4 protein-coding genes (1 of these 4 only partly in view) are annotated in these 23,160 nt (G+C 42.7%); all 4 read left to right on the top strand.

What is annotated here, in order from left to right:
- Tightly spaced (at most 51 nt apart), the 4 genes in view from ACZ5O6_RS05930 to ACZ5O6_RS05945 form a layout consistent with a single transcriptional unit that may run on beyond the window.
- Nucleotides 1–16,105: the 3' end of an Ig-like domain-containing protein gene (locus tag ACZ5O6_RS05930; protein ID WP_464283551.1), read on the top strand. It extends 22,466 nt beyond the left edge of the window; 16,105 of the gene's 38,571 nt are visible here — the last part of the coding sequence; the start codon falls outside the window, past its left edge; it ends in the stop codon at nucleotides 16,103–16,105.
- A 39-nt stretch (nucleotides 16,106–16,144) separates the two neighbouring features.
- Nucleotides 16,145–16,936 (top strand): peptidylprolyl isomerase, encoded by a 792-nt coding sequence (locus ACZ5O6_RS05935; RefSeq protein ID WP_447090908.1) that lies wholly within the window; start codon nucleotides 16,145–16,147, stop codon nucleotides 16,934–16,936.
- Between the two features lie 35 nt (nucleotides 16,937–16,971).
- Nucleotides 16,972–17,811, top strand: a complete 840-nt coding sequence (locus ACZ5O6_RS05940) for a peptidylprolyl isomerase (protein WP_447090909.1) — start codon at nucleotides 16,972–16,974, stop codon at nucleotides 17,809–17,811.
- Nucleotides 17,812–17,862: 51 nt separating this feature from the next.
- Nucleotides 17,863–23,136 (top strand): hypothetical protein, encoded by a 5,274-nt coding sequence (locus ACZ5O6_RS05945; RefSeq protein WP_447090910.1) that lies wholly within the window; start codon nucleotides 17,863–17,865, stop codon nucleotides 23,134–23,136.
- Nucleotides 23,137–23,160 lie beyond the last annotated feature (24 nt).

Here is a 23,160-nt window from a genome sequence, read left to right on the forward strand (position 1 = left end):
TAACGCAGCAGATACACTGGTGCTATCTGTTAGCGGTTCAGGAGATAACTGGTCCGATACTGTCATTAATGTCATTCCAGAAACCACAGGCGTACGTGTGCCTGGGTTTAATAGTGTGATCGGCAACCAAATTATCTTTGAAATACTGGGTGCACAATATCAGTTGGGAGAAAGCTATACCGTCTCTCTTGCTAATGACCCTGTGCAAAATATTGATGGTGCAGAAGTTAACATTGATTTGCCTTGGTCAATAGAAACTGCCGAATTATTTGGTATTCAGCCCGTTCGCCTGACAAATATTAGCCCTAATAATAGTATTACTGGCCGCTTCATTAGTTATAAAGTGACAGGGCAGCAGTTACAGGATGTAACTTCATTATCATTTGGTGAGTTAACAATTGATTCTACTGAATTCATCGTCAATGCACAGGGGACAGAATTAACCTTTAGTACGGCGTCACCGATTGCCGGATTTAAAACGCTACAAGCTTCTCAAGCGGGTAACGTACGTGCATCAACGTTACCCGCAGCCGTGCTACTGTCTCAGGCCATTCAAGTCGTAGATATAACAACCAATAACACTATCGACGAGTTATCCTTAAGTGATAGCGGTGGTGACCAAATTACCGTTAATGGCTTGGGGCTAAATGGCAACCTTGATGTTCATCTTATTCCGTTTGAAAGTGGTGTTGTACCCGATGCCACTAACCGTGTGAGTCATCGCTTTTACGATGATGCACTGGTGATTGATAATTCACCCGTAGTTACTCCAGGTTTACAGTACCAGTTGGTGTTAATTCGTGAGGCGACGGATGAAGTTATCTATCTCGATAATCCTCTACTATTAACCGGTGTCGACGATACCCGTCCATTGTTTGTTGCAGGAAATACGAAAGATTTCCAGATTAACCAGCAATCTTATGTACTTTCATTTGATGAGCCTGTTTCTGCAGAAAACTTTAGTGTCACTAAAGAATTTCGTGATTATTCTGGTAGCCCGACAGAAGATATTTCAGGCCGCTTCGAACTTGTTAATTTATCAGAATCTACCATTGCGTTACGTCTACTTGCAGGCCAGCAGTTTGATGATAACGCGTATTATCAAATAGTCATTAATGGTATCGAGGATTCAGCCGGTAATTTACTGGCTGCTGCTTATGATAGTGGATATCCAGACGGTACGGTTGCGACTCGCTTGCTCACTAAAGATACGCTACCCCCTCGCAACTTCCAATTATTCCGAGTATTAAATGGTGTAGAGACACCGGTGAATGAAGCGATGGTATTAACCCGTGGTCGCGGCTACACATTTAGAGCAACTGCAGAAGATAATTACACCAAAGAACTCGAATATAGCTACCGTTTATCCACTGCATTTGGGGCACCTGCAACCGGTCAAGTTAGTATTCTTAAACAGTCATTTGAGGTAGATATCCTTCCAGACTACGCTTACCTAGAAGCGCGTATGCGTGCAGTTGACGATTCGGGCTTTGCGATTGAACAAAACTTTAGAGCGGCATTACGTGACCCAATCGTTGAACTTGAAAACTTTGTGACGAATCCGGTAGAGCCAGAGGAGTCAGTACGCGTTGATTTAACTTACGACCTTCAGGGCGACGTAGACATGGTCAACCTTGCTCAAATGAGTGTTGCTCAGATTCAAAATGGACAACCAAAAGATGTCTTAAATAATTACGATGTCATCGCAGGTACGACCGCAGCGTCATTTCTTAACCCTAAAATTCGTGACCTTCTACCCGAAGGTGAACCGATTGCACCAGTTACGATGAACAGTCGCTTACGTGTTGATTATGGTTTTGGCTTTAGCAAAGTATTTGAAGAAAACTATACGCTTTATCTCGACCGCACACCGCCAACACTGGATATAGTATCTCCAGAAGATGGTGATTTTATTGCTATCGGTGACCGTACAGATGTATTGATAAAGGCCTTCGATAAATATGGCATTGAGACTGTTGAAGTCTCGAAAAATGGCGGTGCGTTTGAGGTACTAGTAGATCCGTCCCGCTACAGCTTTGAAGTAAGTGTTGATGATTTAGCTGACGGCATCCGTATAGACGCAAGAGCAACCGATCCTAACGGGAATATTAGTCCAGTAAAAACAGTACACTTATTCCCCTATGATGCAGAAGCTGGCGCGCCTCTTGTCGACGTAATCACACCAAATAACGGTGCGACTTTCTACGAAAACGAAACGGTTACATTTGAAGTGCTTCTGCGAAATGTTACTGAAGCCACGCTATATCTAGACATTGGTGGAATTGAGGCTGATCCTGCTACTGGTATTTCAATAACGCGTGCTATTGATGGGCCTGAGCGCCAGTTTGTTACGGCAACAATTCCTAACGTTGATGAAAATATTGTCGTTCTTGCAAGGCTGCAGCGTGGCTCTCTTCGTGGGTTTACTTTTCTGAATGTGATCAATGACGAAGGCATAGTAGAAACATTACCTCTAGCAACAGAACCTAGTGGGTCATTACTCACCGGAACAGAGCTTATTGTTAACTCCTCACAACCCAGCGATATGGTAGATTTTAGCGCCGATTCAACAGTATCTGTTCTTGATCCATCGGCTTCAATTGCCCCGGTTATAGCCGCCGTCGGTCAGCCATTGCGTGTGACTACTAACGCAACTGGAAACAGTATTATTGTAGAGGGACGTTTACGTGACAAGTCAGGTAATGAGCAGCTAAGTCAAATAACGATTGATAAGTTGAATTACTTTACCGACGAATCAACACAAAACTATTTGACAGCAACATCGGGCGAAACAATTGATCTGATTCAAGCATCTATAGGTGCTTCTTCTGAAGGTGAGGTGATTGCAGGCATTAACCAGCTGGACGGAGGTTATCGAATAACAAGCGCATCGGGCAATATTGATCAGAGTCAGAAAGGGCAATTACTGCATTTAATTCACACAGGCACAGGTTTAATCACGCAAACTCAAGTAGAAGGCCAGCATCAACTGAATTTTTATGCACAGAGCAATAATAATTTTGATGGCCCTATTAGCGAGCCGCTCACAGGCAACATCTTGGCTGCTAGTGGCAACATTGTTTGGATAGAGCACGGCGATCTTTTAAGTGCAGCATTCGTTAATAGTGATGGCTTTTTACCCGTAGCAGGCACTAATATAGACGAGCCCATGAGAGACGTTAACGTACAAGGGGATCGCCTCCTAGTACTCACGGATAGCGGGTTGTACCAATATCGTCTGCAGTTAAGCGATGAAACTCCTGCGGTTGTTAGAGAGTTTTATATCGCTCTAGCTGATCAAAAAGGCATGATTAATAGTGCTGCAGGGCTGTTAAGTTGGAGCGATAACACCTTATCAGCTTACCGCTTGCAGTCGGACGGCACACTGTTATCTGTTGCGTCGCTTGCTAACGAGAATAGCTTACCTCTTGCCGGCACAGTTATAGATTCGACACTTGACGGAAACTTATTCTGGATAAAAGTAAACACGCCAGAACAAATTCAGTGGCAAGTCTACCGTTTAGAGCCGCAATTTGAATTAGTGGGAATAGTCAGCGAAAGTGATCAAGCATCACAAAGGTTATTCACACCGGGGCGTGGTTACAAACTTACAACGACAGATGCTGGTGTGTCTGAAATTAGTTATCAGAATATTAGTACAACGCCAGTTGCTTCGTTAAATATCAGCTCTAGTGTTACGCAAGATATATTCGGTGTTCGCCTCACCGCAGAGCTAGAGACCGAGGTTGTTGGTCAACAAGCGCTCGTATTAACTGACAATAACAACCGACAATTACCGGTAGAAACTCATTGGGTAGATAATCAATGGCAGGTATTTGTTCCTTATAGAGAGTTGGCCAATGTCACCGCTATAAATATTCGCCTTATTACTCACAATGGAGAAGTCGCTGATAGCGTTGTCATTGATAGCAGTAATAACACTCAAGTTCTATCAATAGAGCCTGCTAGTCGTAGCGTAACAGCCGGAATTAAAGTACCGGTTGTTATTCACTATGACTCAACGGCTCGTGTTAGCGAACAGTCGTTAGTCGGTAAAGGTAGCATGAGCACGTTAGGCAGCTCTGCTTACCAGTGGTTGGACAGTGGCGTAGAGTTGGCTAAAAACTACAGTGTCAGTGTTAATGGCGCACAACAGAACCAGCAAAGTATAAGCACGATTGCTAACTCAGCAGAACAAATATCTCTGGTTATTTTAGAGCCTGCGAACAACAAAAGTTTTGCAGAAGGTGACATTCTTCGCGTAGCTTATACGGCTGAAAATCAATCCCAGGATGATTTCCGATACACACAGATAAGCTTGCTTGATTTCAACCGCAATCCAGTCGCCAATATCTTCACTCATGAAGAGTCTGGGCATTTGTCAATGCGATTGCCAACTGTTGAGCAACTCGACACTTTCTTCCTTCGTGTTCGAGCGCACTACGGTAATACTTATTACTATAGTGAGCGTGAAGTCGGCGTACGTATTGCACCACAATTGCAAGTGCCGTCCCCGCAATTGAGCGGTTTAACCTACCATGTTTTCGAAGGTAGCCAAGTCAACTATGCACTGAATAGCATCGTTGATCCTCAGTATGATACTCGTATCGAAGTGTTTGATGATAGCGATCAGCTGTTAGCCTCTGGAACAACAGCGGTAGGCTTGACAGTGCCAGCAATCACAACGACTCAGTCAATGGTTGTTGTCGCAACAATAACCGATGATTACGGTAATCAACGTAGTACTGAGCACCTTATTAAAGTGGTTGCTGCAACCGAACCGAGCATATCCCTACAAATACAAATATTCGACCACTTATTGCCCGATGCTACGAATGCTTGGTTTGTCGATGGGCGTCGTATTCTAGACAAGAGCAAACAGCAGGTTGCTCTTCTTGATAGCGAAATAACCGCCATTGCTCGATTAACCGATCGGCTACTGGTTGGTTTGGCTGATAACCGCTTGGCCATTCTTGACCCCGCTGAAAACTTCCAAGTTGTCGGTACTTACCAAACTGACGCAGTCGTTCGCGAGTTGTCAGTGATAGGTACACAAATTCTAGCTTCTACTGCAGATACTTTACTGGCGTTTACGAGTAGCGGTAATGAATTACAGGCACAGGTTTTACAGCAAGGCGTTGCATATACAAACACCGAAGCCCCACCGGAATTGACTACCTATAGCTTTAGTGGTGTTGCTACTCGTATTGCAACCACTAGTAATGGGTTTGTTGTACTCAGTGATGAGTCCATCCATCCATTTACTCGTGATTTTGTGACATATTCTGATGAATGGTTAAATATTGACGGTGCTAATGACATTATTTTCCATAGTGATGTTCTCTTTGTTCTCACAGATAATGGGCAACTTTATACGCAAGATGTTAACGGCAATATTAGCGCGTCCGAGCTTTCTATTTCTGCAGAACAGTTACTACGTTATGGAGATCATTTGCTGGCTCTCGACAAAGCCAATGGCGAGATACACTTTATCGATATTCGTAACCCCGTTAATCCAGAAAACGTCGCGAGCTATAGATTTGCAGATATTTCATCAACCGATCAAGTGCATGCAAGAGTTTATAACGGAGATTTATACCTAGGTGGAAGTGCAGGGAGTATCGTTAACTTTACGCAGGCAGATGAAGAATTTAATAGGCTTTACCAAGAACAAAACTTTATTGGTTTTGCTCGCGATGTAGAAATAAATAACGGCGTTGCCGTTGTTGCTGCAGAGCAGGTAGGGGCACAACTACTGCAGTATAGCTCGGGTAGTTGGCAGCCAAGTTTTTACCCTACAGAACGTTACACAACGGCAAGTCATGTGGCAGCTATTAATCAGCAATGGGTATTTCTATCACAGCAAGACCGTGGTGTTGTTGAAGCCTTGAATCGTTCTCAGTTAACCAGTAATCCAACGACTGTCTTCTCTAAGATGACCACAGAATATCTAGCGTTGACGGAAAAAATGTTGGTGGCAACATCGGCTAATCAGATTCATTTGGCATTGTTAGATGATTTATCAGTCACCGATGTTGTTGAGCTGCCGGTCGGTGAAAACATTATTAGCCTTACGACACACGGCGAGACGATTTTTGTGGCGACCGATAACCGTCGTTTATATCGCGTGCTATCCGGACAGTTACCGATAGATTCGTTTGCGTTAGATATCGAATCGATTATCGATGGCGCAACAGATGTTATTCAAGATATGAGTACGTCGGGCGATCATTTGTTCTTCCGAGTATCAGATACATTGCATAAACTCGATTTAAATAGTTTTGCCAACACGACGCTAGATGTTAGTAATAGTGTCGCTATTTTTGACTTGGCCTATGGTAATGGTTACGTTTGGCTAGCTGATCGAGATAACGATGCGGTAAATATTCGAGCTATAGATATCGAGACGTGGACTTTTATTAACGATGCGACATATCGTTTGACGGATTCTGTTACTGATATCGATATTGACAATGGCCTGATAGCAATAGCAAAAGGCAATGCGGGTATCGAAATTCTTGAGCTAGGCCATAGGTTTACTCAGACAAATCCAGCATTACTTTCACCAACCGCTAGTACCGTTTATCAACAAGGTAATCGTCTACAATTGTCGTTAACAGATACTCATAATGTTAACGCAGTGAGTTACTTTATCAATGGACAGCAAGTCGGTGGTACTCACCAAGCGCCATTTAATACAGAAATACTTGTACCAGCGAATTTGCGTAACGGGCAGCCTTTTGACATTACCGCAGAGATTGAAACGGTTCGCGGTGATCTATTGACTTCCAATGTGAGAGAAGTATTGCTTCAAGGAGAAGATTTACCCGCTAATGGCTTCGAGGTTGTGCTCGCAGAACCTAGTGTGGGGGTCTCGACTTATGTACCAAAACCTCTTGAAATTCGTGCCTATGTACTTAACAGTTCACAGCCTATATTCCAAGTTGAGTACTATGAAGCTGATAACGCTAACGGTCCATTTAGGATTATAGGCAAACACTATGGCCCAGAGTATCTTATATTTCGCGACTACGATCTTGCCGATAGTGGAAAATTCCTCAAGCTGCGTGCGGTCGATATTTTTGGCAATATTACAGAATCAGCCCCTCGAGCTTTTGTACGTGCAGAGGACAATCAACTCCCTCGCATTGCCGATTTCAACATTGACGGGCCTCTACTCAATAATAACGAAATTGTTGCTCAACATGACTTTGTTCTAAGCAGTAGCGTCAATGACCCAGAAAGTGGTATCGAGTCAGCGATATTACGTCGTAACGGCACTATTATTGCGGCCACTTTTGAAGAGGGTGCTATCAGCTTTACAGAAACAACGGCACAGGTCGATGACGTCCTAACTTATACACTGATAACCACCGATAAAGCCGGTAATACCAATACACTGAGCCAAACGTATACGATTGTTGAAGATACCGCCCCAAGCATCACTCACTTTGTGGTTGAGACTCAGCCTGTCTACGAACAAGGTGATTTTTTGATTAGCTTTGCCGCAGCCGATGTTGTCGCTATCGCCTCGATCGAAGCTGAGTGGAACGGTGTCGTAACTACCATTCGTGGAAATAATGCTAAGCAAATAGCACAAAAACTCACTATTCGTGACAGTCGTTATGACCGTATTGCAACAACAGAGTCATTACCTTTAACACTGCGTGTTATTGATGATATTGGTCAAGTAACAGAGCAAATACTTGCTATTGACCTGTTACCTGATCTCGCACCCGATGCGTCACAACTCGCAGTCAACTTTAATGTTAATGATTTCTATGGCAATAGCCTAAGCATCAGCGTTGATAATTTGTTGGTAGCCAATGAAGGCTCCGATGATGTGCGCCTCGACATTGTTGAATTATCACCACAGGCAAACCGCATTGTTAGTAGCCAGTCCGTGACTAATGATGGTAAACCTGCGACCTTTAGTATTCGCCTGCCGAGTGATGATATTGCGAATGACCGTTATGAGTTTGTAATACGCATTACTGATCACTTAGGGCAAAGTGCACAAACAGCAACTCAATCCGTTGCCTTAACGCGTGTGCCTAATGAAATTCGCTTCTTTAAAGCAGACGATCAACCGAGCTTTAACCCAATAGCGATGTCTGTTGATGACACCCCGGTTTATCAAGTTGAAGTTTTGGACGAAGCTAGCCGTCGAGTGCCTAATCAAACCATTGAGTGGTCTATCACTCCTGCTAATTTTGCAGGCGATACCATAGCCTTAGGGACAAGTACTACCAATATTAATGGTCTGACTCTGTTCGACCTTGACCCTGCACAAATTACGGGTCTCTACACATTAAGAGCACAATTACAGGGCAGTACCATTCTCAATGAACGACGTATCCGTATTGATGCTGGTGAAACTGTTGAACTTCGTTTTGATTTCCTTGGGAATATTAAAGCGGGTAATAATTTCTTGCTGCAAATCAGCGCTTACGATGCGGGTAACAACCTCGTCACTTGGGATTCTTCCTCAGTTGCGAACGCACGTTTACCGCTTGGTTTTAACTTTGGCTTCTCTAACGGCACTACTATTAATTATTTAGCCGATGGTAGCGAATCCGCAGACATTAGAATGACCAATGGTCGTGCAACAGTCCCAGTATCGGCGATTACAACCGCCGGCTTATACGTTGCCGATATTAGCGTAATTGATAATACAGAAGCGGTCGCAACTTACCCTCTGAATAGCCAGGCGACAGCTACAGAAACCACACTAATGCCACTGACTATTACTGCAAATGATCCTTTCCAAATACGCATGGATGAAGCCTCTCGAACGAATCATCCATTTGGTGAAGATGAGCGTTTAGAAGCCGGAGAAACCGCGACGATCAGCGCTACTATGTTGGATCGTTACTACAACCGCGTGTTGCAATTAGACAATAATAACAGCACCGTTGATGCTAACTTAGTGTTAGACATCGGCGTGAATGGTTCCGCAACGCTCGAGCAAACCAGTATTAGTCTAAATCAGGGTTACGCTGAATTTACGGTCTTTAACGATAGTGTAGAAACTGTCGATATCAGTATTGAAAACATCAAAGGTGTTAATAATAGCGCTGCTCCCGAAACGTTGAATACTTTAGACGTATACCAACTAGCGTTTGAAAAGCGTAAACCCGCCATTATTAGCCAACAATTTTTAGCGGTTGTGAATAGTGAGATTACGCCACTAGAATTAACCTACAGCGAAGCCGTCGTTCGTAGTGCTAACGATGAACGCCCCGAGCCAATAGCAGGCTCAGTCAGTTATCAAGGGGAGGTCATTGAAGGCACTTTTGATATCGTTTCCACGAGTGATGTAGACCTTGCTGGAACCCGTGTGTTATTCACTCCCAACAGCCCGCTATTACCTATCAGCGCGAGTGATAATGTGTACCAAATCACGACGGCTAGCGCCAATATACGTGGTTTTGCAGCCAACGACGAAGCACTAACTCAGACTATCGACACCAATGCTTATGCCGCTATGCTAAATATCCCCGAGTACCGTTATGTACTTGAAGGCACGGACCTCACGGTTACGCTTAACTATGCAGGCTTATCAGCTCAAGATCTATCGGCTGATATTACCATTGCAAGAGTTGATACCGTTGAGCCACTGGTACTTGCGGATGTTGATAGTCGTCTTAATCAATCAATTCCAGCCAGCCAATATTCACTAACAGCACCTTTCTATTCAGAGACTGGGCTGGCTGATGGCCAGCAGTTGGCTATTGATGTTCATAATATCAAGCCAGCCAATTGTGATTGCGACAGCTTACCTGCGGGTAACAGTTTGTGGCTGACGGTGCTCCAAGTAAATGGTGATTTCGATAACGATGGCATTCCTAACGGCCTTGAATTTAGTTTGCCTGATTATGACCCTGCCAATAGCGATAGCAACGGCAACGGTATTTCCGATGGCGATGAAGACATCGATGGTGATGGCCTCACCAATGCAGAAGAAGTTAACTTAGGCACCAAGCTCGACCTTAGCGATAGCGATAGCGATGGTGTTAACGATTTCGATGAAGTTAACCTCTATTTATCCAACCCTAATTTGGTAGATTCCGATGGTGACGGTGTTTCTGACTTTGTAGAAGTCATTTCAGAATCCGATCCCGCTAGCGCCTTCGATACCTTTGTTGATCCATTCTTTATTACTGCGATTCAAGTAGCGCCGACAAGCATAGAGCATGTGCTTACAAGCTCGAGTGTTGCTCAGCCGTTGACAGTGATAGCGACGATTGAAGCCGAAGGGCGCACGGAAACAGCACCGATTACGTCACTCATCGAGTTACTTGAGTATCAAGTAACTGACAGCTCAATTGCATCCGTAACAAGTGCAGGCGAAGTCAATTTTGTGGGTGCTGGTGCAACATCAATTATCGTTAACTTTATCGAAAATCCAGCACTTAACGTAACCGTCCCAGTAACAGTAATTGAAGATAACTCACCCGCTGAAATAACCAGTATTGAGTTTGTTTCTAAGATAGATGGGCCAGTATTTGAAATAACGTTCGATAAAGTTTTAGAAGATAGCGAGGCTCTAGGTAAGGCACCGCTATATATCACTTATGGCGATCCTCTAAATAACCTTAATGGATCGATTAAACTGGGCACTTCTCAACAAGACGCTACCTCAACAGTAGTTACTTTTAAACCCGATTTTGAGCAACTTGAGCTAGGTATGTGCTACACATTGAGCACGAAAAATTCTAGCTTACAGAGCACAACGAGCGGTTTGAGTGTTATTGAAGAAGCACGTGAGTTATGTGTTGATGAGGCGATACTCTACCCGAATAATCACTACATTATTATTGGTGACCAAACTGAACATGCACTCGCATTAACCACGGCAGGCCATGACTATTGGTCTCAGTTGGACGAAAGAGTTGGCAAAGATTTTATTGTGAACATTGGTGGAAATGTAGAGGTCACGCAAGTTTCAGCTGATAAATCTGTGGTGGCCTCGCTACCAAATATTCCGTTCTTCTCGGAAGAGTATGAAAATGAAGGGCGTAACTTTGAATTTAATATTCCATTCGCATTGTTACCCTACGATGAGAATGACGCTGGGCTTGAGATTATCCTTACGGTGACTGACTCATGGATCCGATTATTTGGACATCATGAAAGCTCAGAGTTTTATGAGTTCGATATGCGAATGACTGAGCAATACCGTGCCACATTAATTACCGCCCAAGGTGATGAAGATGGCGATGGCTTAACTAACTTAGAAGAAGATCAGTTCGGTTCTGATCCATTTGTAGTTGATACCGATGGCGATGGTTTATCCGATCTTGCAGAACAGCAAGCGGGTACCAACCCACGCTCTGTGGATAGTAATGGCAATGGCATTAAAGACGGTGATGAACAACCACTGAATACACTCGATAATATTGCTAACGTTATTGAGTTTTCTAACCAAGAAGTATTAATTGGCGATGTTAACAACGATAATGTTGTGGACTATGCGGTTATTAATAATAGTTACAATCCCAGAAGAATCGATGTGTATTCTGGTCAAAATAAAAGTTTGCTGTATCAAATAAAAGCTCTTAACTATAGCAACGATGTCCCTTACTTTGATAGCGCGTTTGGGTATCACGTCAATAATGTTGGCGATATCAATGATGATGGATATGATGATATTCTTGTCGGTGCCCCTAACGCAGGCCAAAATTCTGAAGGGTTGTCTTTTATTTACTCTGGTGACCAAAGCCTATATGACCCTGAATATCAATATGCTTTAAGCAAGCAAATTATTGGAAATACTTACGGCACGTTTATGTATGAATACCAAGGAGAAAATAGTGCTGCCTTGGGTGATATAAATGGTGATGGCTTTAGCGATTATGCAACCACAGGCTGGTCGGGACATCAGGATTTATCTGAAGGCGTTATCACAGTTAGAGGAAAAGGCGTTAATTTCTTTTATGTGGGTGAGGCCTACGATAAGGCTAATGTTATTAGTAATGTGTATGATGTAACTGGTGATGGCCTCAATAACTTCGCGATTGGTAGTCGTGGTAAAAGTGCGCTCGAAGTACCTTTCACAGGTAGCTTTACCGTATATTCTGGCGTAACAGGTGACGCCATAGAAACCATTTATGGCGAAGCTCGTGAATTCTTAGGCTCATTTATTACTGCAGCAGGCGATATAAACGGAGATAATGTCAACGATATTATCGTTGGTGGGCGGTTTGGGCGTAAGGTTTACTCTGGTAGTGATTATGAGATCTTATATAGCCAAGCGGTAGGCTTGCAATTGTCGGCTGTTTTTGATGTTAATAATGATGGCTATGATGACTTACTTGTTGGTGACCCTAATAATAGTGCTAATGGAGAAAAGGCAGGGCTGATTGAGATCATTTCAGGCAACGACCAAGCTGTTTTGTATCGCTTTTACGGCTCCCGAGCGGGTGAGCAACTGGGCTTATCTGTAGAAGAAAGTCGAGATATTAATGGCGACGGAATTAACGATATTATTGTTGGCTATGCTAACGGTAAAAAAGTCTTCTCTTTGGCAGGCGCAAACTCAGGGCTTGATCCGGATAACGATGGCGTAATAGAAAATGATCCATACCCAACACTCTATATGGATACCACCACCGATTATGATAAGGATGGCGTGCTAGATTTACAGGAGATTGAGTTAGGCCTTAACCCATTACTGGCAGACTCCGATTTCGATGGCGTTCCAGACGGTATTGAATTAAATCAATTGGGTACCGACCCTCTATTAGCCGATAGTGATGGAGACGCTTTATCTGATTTACTAGAAGCATTATCCGGTTCATCATCCGATGATATTAATGATGCCGACATACCAGCAGCTTTCGTTATCGTCATTAATTCAGATGTCTCACAAATTGATGCGCAGTTAGGTGAAGAGAGTGAACGCCAACAGCTCAATGTTACCCTCACACTGCAAACTAAGCAGGGGTTAACGACGGTTACAGCGCCATTTATTGCTAATGTTCTAGACTACACCGTCAATGATGCTTCTATTGCAAGTGTATCTTCGGAAGGTGAGTTTGTTGCACTGAACGCCGGTGAAACTGCACTGACTATTAGTGTGGTATCCACACCAGAGATCCAAGTTTCTATTCCCATTACCGTATTGCCGCGCGTTGTTACTGATACAACGGTCGACTATCCGAAGGTGCATATTGTTGATACCGTACCCCAGCAAATGTTGTATCGCGGCGCTGACAATGGCCGTGTTAGCCTAGAAATTACCAGCGATATCGATAGTTATATTACCGGTGCGCTACTGAATGGCGAAAGCATTAGTGTTATGTATGATGATACGGCTTGTAGCTATCATTCTAGCGAAGCATCATGCGACACGACAAAGCCGTATTTGGTGAGAGATAGAAACTACACTCAAGATGGGTTTAGCACTAATTCCTCCTCAGATTTTATTGTTCAAGATCGCTCCTCTTTGTATCGCACCTTAGATCGATCTTATGGGTATCGTTATACGCTAGTACTCCCTAATGGCGTACCAAAAACGGTATTTAATAACGATACTTTCAGCTCAGAACCTTGGGACGGTAGCTTAACGTTAGCAATGGCTGTTAGACGCAATGGAGATAGAGGCGTACAGCAAGACTACTATCATGCAACCAATGTTATATTGCCGGTAGCCGACGACCCCGCACCGATTATTACGGTTAACGGCGTTGAAATTGATTTGGGTGCTGCTGCAGGTAGTGTCGCTAACGCGTCAATTCCTGTCAGTGATATAACGGAGGGGGAATCATTGACCTTGAACATCGAAGTTAATGACCCTGCACATAATCGTATTGTTATCACTCCAGTCAGTTCTAATGATGCACCGGTATGTGAAGCGCCGGTAGATTTTGTTGACCCTTATTTCTTGTCGCTAGAGGCGGGAAGAAAATCATATTTTGATGGTGGCGATGAAGACGATGGCGATAAGCCAGTTGATAAAGAGGTTGCGGCCAATGATAGCCTATATGAAGACGGTCTATTACTAAGCACTGCCAGTTATGATTGGTGTGGTGAAGGTTGTATTGGGTATGGCGGTTATATCAATTTAACGAATCGAGCTCGCCAATTAACCACCGAGCTCAACAGCATAAAAATTAAACTACGACCAGAATTTGATGTTATAGACAGTGCGATAGCTAACAATATTCGTGAATCGAATGAACAGCTCACGATTTATTTTAGTGGCACATTGGTTAGGTCTAATGGTCAGTCTACAACGGAAACTGTCACAGCCTATGACCTGTCATTAATTGATCTACTTGATGGTGTAACAGAGTTTGAAATTCCAACAAATGGTTTATTTGATATCAGAGACATCCGCCGAATTGAATATAGAACATCCGAAGTTCAGGTACCGTTGACACTTGAAAGTTTACAAGTTAATCGTACTTCAGAAGCCGCTACGCGTTGCCTTCAAGCGGGCTGGGAATTTAATCGACAGTACAATAATAGCTATGACAGTCTAGATTACGTTCTTAATGAACGGGCATTTATTCCTAACACAACAGAATTGGTCAATGGCATCGCGTTCATTGTTGAAGAGTCAACGAATGGTGGCGGTACTAACTACTATCAAATTGTCAGTGACCAAAGTATTGCTGTCGATATGCTAGACGCTAACAGTGGACAATGTGCCTTGGATTCAAAGATAGATTTGCCAGAAGTTAACGTTTCTTTAGCATCATCCAATCAACTACGTTATAGCAATATATGGTCTTACCCTGATTCTAATTATCCAATAGAACAGTGGAATACTATTCCATCGCAGATATCGACTCTTGTTAAGTTTGATGAATCTCAAGACTTAATCATTAGGGTAGACCTGGCCAATGATATTGCTCGAACGGTGTATTTGGTCAATGCGGAAGGGCAGCGCGTTGGAATATTTAAGCCGATAGATGATGCGGGTGGACGTGGCGTTTTATATCGCTTCAGTGACATGAACGTTCTTGCCAATGCAAGAATTGCAGACAATCAAATTGCCATCGAAGTGGAATATCCATTGTGTGAATTAGCAGAAATTTCTAGCCATACTATTACTTTGCCACTCGGTAACGATGAAGCGCCGGTGATGACAATCGCTAATCCGATAAAAAGTCATACAGTTTATGAATATGGAAACCTGATTTTGCCCATATCTGTGGTGGATAAAGGCCGTAATTTGGCGTCAATCGATGCCTATATCCAAACTGGCGAGTCAGGAAATAATTTTTTCCGTGTCGGACAGTACAAGATAATGAAAGAAGCTCACCGTTGTTTTGCAGAATCTGTTGATGGACAAAAGCCACAGCAGCGCAATGCAGAGGATTGCGCCGTGAGTACATCGGTTTACGGTTACCACCATTATTTCAACGCAAATAGTGATACGGTCAATATTAACTTGCCTATTGTTGGCCCCGCGCGTTATTACGGAGAACAAAATACAACCTTCCCGTTGCATATCGTCGCAATGGATACGGCAGGTAATCTTGATGTTATCGATGACCACTCACTCACTATAATACGTGCTGCATTGCCTGAGCTGAATCATAACTTAGTGACAGCTGATGATGATGAATCGACGATAGTTTTGCCGAAGAATGGCCCTTTCTTTGTGGTTGGAAAGGCACCAACAACAGAGCCATTAATTTATCCTTTCTCTCCAGATGACCCTTATACCAGAAGGCGTTATAAATTCTGGATAAGAGAGAACGATAACGTTGAGTTATACATATACGCTAACAATGGATACTTATATGCACAACGTTCTACTTATTGGAGTAGTTCCCGTCACTTTGAGTTGCTAATAGAAGATAATACTCAGTACTACATTGTGATCGCGCCATCTTCTATGGGTACATTTACTGTCGACCAGTATGTTAATACCTATGTTTATGGTGATGACGGCTATGGTGGCAGTGGATACGGCGGTGGTGGTTATGGCGGTAGTGGTTACGGTGATGTAGGACATGGCCCTAGCGGGGGTGGCTATGACGGTTATGGTGATTCACAAGACACAGAGCTCGCGCCAGAAACTGACTATTTTTCACTCGATGTCGACTACGTCTACAGTGATGATATCGGTTACGGTTACGGCAACTGATAAATGTTAATTTTAAATATCGAAAGGTAAAAAGATAATATGAAACACTTCAAAATAATGATGATCATTATTGGCTTAGCGTTAGCGGGTTGTAGCGATGATAATAAAATGGGTAATGAAAAAGAAAAGTTTGAAGCCTTTTTGAAACTTAAGCGTATTCCACTCAATGATGAAGCACGATATCAACGAATGCAGCAAGAGTATCAGCAACGCTCAGCACTGACTAATGCAATTGAGAAAACGGATGAGCTTGATGCTCTGCAAATCGCGGCAGAGGTAGAAGAGTTTCGTAAACAGTTACTGATTAGCCGTTACTTTGAAAGTTATTTAAATAATGCCGTGACGGAACAAGGGATACAAAATTTTTATAGTAAAAATATCGATCAATATAAATCACGAAAAGTACAAGTAGCGCATATATTATTTAGAGTTAACCCACGTATGGGTGAAGTCGAAAGGCAAGCCTTGCTAACAACAGCACTTGATGCCTATGGTAAACTTAATACAGGCATAGATTTTTCTGAGCTAGCAAAAGAAGTATCACAAGATAAAGTTTCTGCTGTTAAAGGCGGCGACTTAGGCTGGATCAATGAGGGCGCTGTTGCCGAAGAGTTCTCCGAAAAAGCATTTTCTATGAAGGCTGGGGATATTTCTGAGCCATTTTTAACTTCTTTTGGTTTTCATATTATCAAAGTATTAGAAGAACCGCAGGATGTCGTTAAACCGTTGGAGTCCCTGAAAGGTGATATCCGTTACCAAATGCGTAACCAAGCTAAAGAAGCAGAAATCCAACGTTTGTTGGAATCGGTTAACTACAAGCAAGAGAAATAAAATCCATGTATCGACTTATTTGCCGAATTTTTTGCGTGTTATCTTTAGTATCACTATTTGCTTGCGATGATCAACATAGCAATAGAATTGATACCAACAATGAAAATGTGTTGGTTAAAGTGAACGGCGAAACAATTACAGAAAGTGATGTCGATTTTTTATTACGTGCAGAGTTTTCTCAAGCCAGTCAAATCGATAATGATGCTAAGGTTCGAGACAAAGTATTAAAAAGTTTAATTGCTTCTAGCGCAATGCGACAGCTAATGGAACAAACGCTGGCGACAAATCAATTAGAACGTATTGAACAAAAAGTTGCTTTTCATAGAGAAGAATTGTTAGTCAAAGAGTTCTTGTTGGAACACGCCGTTCCTGCTCCTATTTCGAGTGAAATGGTGCAAAACTATTACTACAGTCATCAAGATGAATTTGGTGGAGGCAAGGCCAAGATTTTTGAGTTGTTGAAGGCCGGGGAGAAATTATCAGAAGGCCAACGAGATGAGTTACTTAACAACCGTGTTCAAATTATAAAAGCGGCAAAAAACTGGCGAGATGAAGTCAACAGTAACGCAGTTTTTTCAGGTTTATTATATCAACAAGGCACTATGCGGCCGGGTTTGTTAAATGCAACATTAGAAAACACGTTAAAGAATCTTGATAAAGGTCGGACTTCAGATGTTGTCTTTATTAAAGGTCGACCAAATATTTTGCGAGTCATCGATGTTAAAACACTGACACCTGCACCCCTGGCAGAAGTCAGTCATACTATTCGTAAAAAATTGACGGCAATGCAATTAAAAAAAGCAGTAAAAAAAGCATCTGAAAAAGCAGTAAAAGAAACTAATATTGAATTCGCGGTCTCAGATAAAACAAAATAATAAACGGCTATAAAAATACCAATGACCTATGGAATAAATGGGGATCACAGTTTGAATCACATTAATCGCTTAGCTAGCAGCTTTTGGCAATTTGTCCGTAACGGCAAAAGTTGCTTGCTATTGCTTATTGTCACTATGAGCAGCGTTCAAGCGATCGCTCAAAGTTGTGAGTTATTTTATTCAGATGGGTTACAGACACACAACCACCGAGGTTGGATACGCTTCCAACAAAATGCTCAGTTACTCAATAATCCTGATAATATTTTAGCAACCTCGCGAGTTATTCAACCTAACTATTATCAAAAATATTACCGCTGGTGGACTCCACGTAAACAGAGTTGTGTCGATGGCAGTTGTCAGGCATCTGGTGCACCTTCAGAGTCTTTTGGGCTTTCGTTTCCCGTAAATGACAGCAAAGCAGATATTCGTATTCCTTCGGGCCGATCTACGGTTATCGGCGAAGGCTTGAGTAGCGAGTTCAATTCGCTCAATTTAGGTTATGCCAGTAAAGTAACGTTTGACGAACAATTCTCACAATACGCTATAAAGACACTACGTACAGGCCATGATGCTACGCTGAATTTAGCATCGGGTGATTACTGGATCGACAGGTTATACACCAAAGGTAAATTGACAATTAATGTGCTCGGCAATGAACCGGTGCGCTTATTTATCAAGCACGGGGCGCATTTTAAGTGGAATAGTCAATTGAATTACAATGCCGGTGGAGAACAAACGCCAGAGAAACTACTGATTTATTCCGGCAAAAACTTATACTTTAGTCCGTCAGTAAGAGCAGCAGGTGTATTTTATAGCCGAAATAGTACTCGACTATCTTCATTTGTCAGTGTTCATGGAGCCATTAGCGCTAAAAATATTGACGTCGGTGCGTACTCCACAATACGTTATTCTGATTCAGTTTTATCAGAGACATTACTCAATGGTATTTGTGGCAATGATGCCAATCAAGATACTGATAATGATGGTATTCCCGATCTTTTAGATGACGATATTGACAATGATGGTTTTAAAAATACTGTTGAGATAAAAGTAGGAACAGATCCTTACGACGCCGATAGTGTGCCTGAAGATGCTAACTTTAATGGCGAGCCTGATAGCTTAGAAGGTTATGTTAATGCTTGTCTTGCCTCTTTTACTAATGCTGCACAACTTCACTCAGATAAGGGAACGATTCAGTTTGGTTACAATGCTAGGCTGTCTTCGGTCAATAGTTACGGCTTATTAAGCAACCGTATACGAGCCAACTATGGTTCATGGCTACCCACCTGTACGGATGCATTCTGCTACGAAGACAGTAATACGTTGTCACCATTAAGTCTTCCCGATTTTATCGAGTCATCGGTTCCTGACAAAGTGTATTTTAACGACGGCAATGAACATATCATCGGTGACGATCAACGAATTGAGTATTCTGACATTACTTTAAGGCGCTACAGCAGCCTAATTTTTAGTGGCGAAAATAACGAATATTTTGCGCGTAATGTCCATGTAGGTTACGGTTCGCAACTGAATTTAGTGCCGGGTGACTATTGGTTTAATCGCCTCACAATTGATTCATATGCTCAAGTACATGTAATAGGTGAGGGCACTGCTAGAATCTTCGTCAAAGAACACATAAACCTAAAACACCGTGCCGAGTTAAATATGATTTTTAACAGTGAAGGCAGTCCGAGCCAGCTACTGTTATACGGTTACAAAAATATTACGATGCAAAGCCGTGCCAGAGCTAGTGCCTTCATGTATGCCGCTAACTCTTTAAGGATGAAACATTCCTCTGAATTGTTTGGTAGCGCCAATGCAAAAAATATCGTTCTTAGTAATCGGGCACACATTGCTTATCGAGGCGCCCCATTAGAAGTGACAGATTTTGGTCGTGTTTGCGATTTAGATGGAGATCTTATCTATGATGGTGTCGATGAAGATGCTGATGGGGATGGTGTTAGCAACGAAGCAGAGATAGCATCGGGTACCGATCCTTACGACGATACCAGTGTAGAAAAAGATTCTGATGGCGACGGTATTCCTGATGCTATAGATCCCGATCGTGACGGTGATAATGTCAACAATGATCAAGATGCTTTTCCGGATGATCCGAACGAGTCTAGTGATTTAGACAATGATGGTATCGGTGATAACACTGATCCTGACCGTGATGGTGATGGTTTTAGTAATGAGTTAGAGGCCAGCTACGGCGCTGACCCTAGTGATGCTTCAAGTACTCCACCCGATCTTGATGGTGACAAAATTCCTGATGATATTGATGATGATCGCGATGGTGATGGTGTTAACAATGAGACTGATGCTTTCCCAGATGATGCGACAGAATCTAGTGACTTAGACGGCGACAATATTGGTGACAATAGTGACACGGATCGCGATGGTGATGGAATCAGCAATGATGATGAGACAACATTGGGGACTAATCCCAATGATGCCACAGATACCCCCTCAGATATTGACAGTGATGGTGTGCCAGATGCATTAGATAGTGATATTGACGGAGACGGTGTTAATAACGACGAAGATGCTTTCCCTCTAGACGCCACAGAGAGTAAAGACCAAGACGGTGATGGAGTCGGTGATAATTCAGATGCCGATCGCGATGGCGATGGTTTCGACAATGCAATAGAAGAGCAATTAGGTACAGACCCAGACAATGTTTCAGATTATCCTGATACCGTTGCGCCTGCGATCACTCCTGATCAGCTATCTCAAACTGTCGAGTCAGACAGTGTACGAATTACCGGTAAGGTCATTGACCCACCGCAACCTTATTCTGGTGTCCAGTCAGTTTCTATCGTGTCTGATCGTTATAGTGGTTCTAGTTTCAGTGGCACCTACGATGCGACAACAGGCATTTTTGATATCGAAGTGCCATTGCAAGTGATGGAAAATCAATTGGTGATTACGGCTCAGGATGTTTCAGGTAATCAGTCCCAAACAGGCGTCATTATTGACCGACAATCACCACCACGGTTTATTAATGTCACCCCCGTAGATGGCAGTGTTGTCACTACTGAGACAATCACTGTTCAGGGTGAGATTCATACGCTACTGCCACTAGACCAACTGACCTTTAGTATTGATCAGTGGTTACTATCACCTATTAGTACATCTCAAACAGGGATCTACCGCTTCGAGCTTCCCGATATTCCCATGGAATATGGCCCCAATGCATTTACGCTAAAAATTCAGAGTGACGATGGTGTTGATGAACAATCATTGAATATACTTTTTACACCTGATAATGCCGATACGATTGATCCACCAAGCCTTACATTGGTGACTCCCGCTGATGGTGCACAATTTAATCAGGATAGTTTCAGAGTCTCTGTGCAAGTAGAAAGTAACGCAGGTCCACTCAGCGTTGCGCTCAATGGAACCACGCTTTTAGAGCCTAGTAGCGGCTTAACGAGTTACAACCTATCCGAATTAATTCATTTTAGCGAAGACGCTAAACAAGTGGCAGTAAGCATTACCGCCACAGACAGCCTTGGTAAAACCAGTACCTTAAATGCTAGTTATACCCGCGATAGTGATGTCCCTACGATCATCATTAGTAACAACGTTAATACGATGCCAGAAGCAACGCTGATTAATACTTCACCTTATATTATTCAAGGCATTGTCAATGATAATAACTTATCAAGTGTATTGATTAATGGGCAATCAATTGTACTCGAACCTACCAATGAACCAGATAACTATACATTCACCGCGGCGATTAACGTTGATATTGGAAAAACAATTCCTGTTGCAATTACCGCTCATGATCGGAGCGGTAATCGAGGGACACTTGAATTTTTATTGAATAATACGGCAACCACAGCAATAGAGGCTTTATTACCCAGTGCCAATACTGAATTACTTAGTAATAGTCAGTCGCTCGATGTTCAGCTTGTTGCTAAATTATCAGGCCTACAAACTAACACCAGTGTTGTCGCCTTCATTGAGTCACAAGCAGCAACCCAAACTACATTGTCAGTTAATGGAGAACTCGCTAGTGGTAGTCTTCAAATTCCAACTAGCACTGCTGAGCAAACAATTATTTATCAAGTAAAAAATAGCAACGGTGACATAGTGGCTCAAACCCAGCGCACTATTAATGTCAAAGACGCCAATACTGTGCCACTAGAATTAGTTAGGGTTGAACCCACCAACAATTCACTTTACATCGAGCCCAACGCAACCATCGAACTATATTTCAATCGCGAAATTGATCCTTCACTACTATTATTCAATGTTAGAGAAACACTGCATGGAAAAACTTATGTTAACGAAGACCCGCTAGGTTTAGACTTTTTAGAAGCTAAAGGCTATACACTGAAAAATGTAAACCGCGACTTAGTGACCGTGCCAGGGAACACTGAAACCGTTCCGGGTAATACGGTTGTGGCGTTTTCCGCATCAAGAATGTTTGGTTTTGGTGCCGACATCTTTGTTGATATTACCTATGATGGAACTGAGTTATCGCGTACGACATTTAAAGTTCGTGAATTACCTACATTTATCAATGGCGCTGTATCCGATCAGTTCGGACAGCCATTATCGGGGATTCGTGTCGATATACCCGAGTTAGGCCGTTCAGCGACAACAAACGGTGATGGAGGTTTTGCTTTTGGCTATCAAGAAAGTGGACGTGAAGTCATACCGGGAGGCACTTACGATTTACTGGTGAATAGTGATCTTTTAAACCCTCTATTTGGTAGTCTTAAAACGAGCATTACCGTTCAGCGTAATAGAGCAAATAAATTACCTCGCTACTTATTACAAGAGTTAAATAAAAACACACCTTTTCAGCAACTCTCTAGTGGCCGCAGTAATAACTTAGCGAGTGGTGATCTTATTTTAGATCTTGCCGAAGCAACGGCTGACTTTGGTCAGGGTAGGTCTTCTGGCAACATCCATACTCAGTTTTTACCTTTCGAGCACATCAAAATACCCATATGGCCAAATGCAATACCGCATTGGCTATTCAGTGTTCAACCTAAAGGGATTAGTCTCGAAGGTAACGCAGGTGTCAGTATTAAAATCCCTGCATTACGTGGTAATTACGACTACATCAATGATGAGTTCTACCAATATGTTGTGTTACTGGGTTACAACGAACAAAACAATGTCGTCGAGCCAGTGGGCGTAGGCCGCATGGAAAATAACCGTGTCATTAGCACAGGTGTGCTGCATCTAAAGTCTCTTGACTATCTTGGCTATGCGCAGGTTACCCCTGATCTCGCCCAAGTAATGGAGCAATATGCAAATAATGAAATTTCTATCCAAGAATTAAAAGCAAGGCTGCAACCTTAGCCCACGCTCATAAACTAAGAAAAT

Source organism: Eionea flava, assembly GCF_055393785.1.

Bases quoted from the DNA above. Each gene is read 5' to 3' on its own strand.
- ACZ5O6_RS05935 (WP_447090908.1), top strand. From the start codon at position 16,145: ATGAAACACTTCAAAATAATGATGATCATTATTGGCTTAGCGTTAGCG.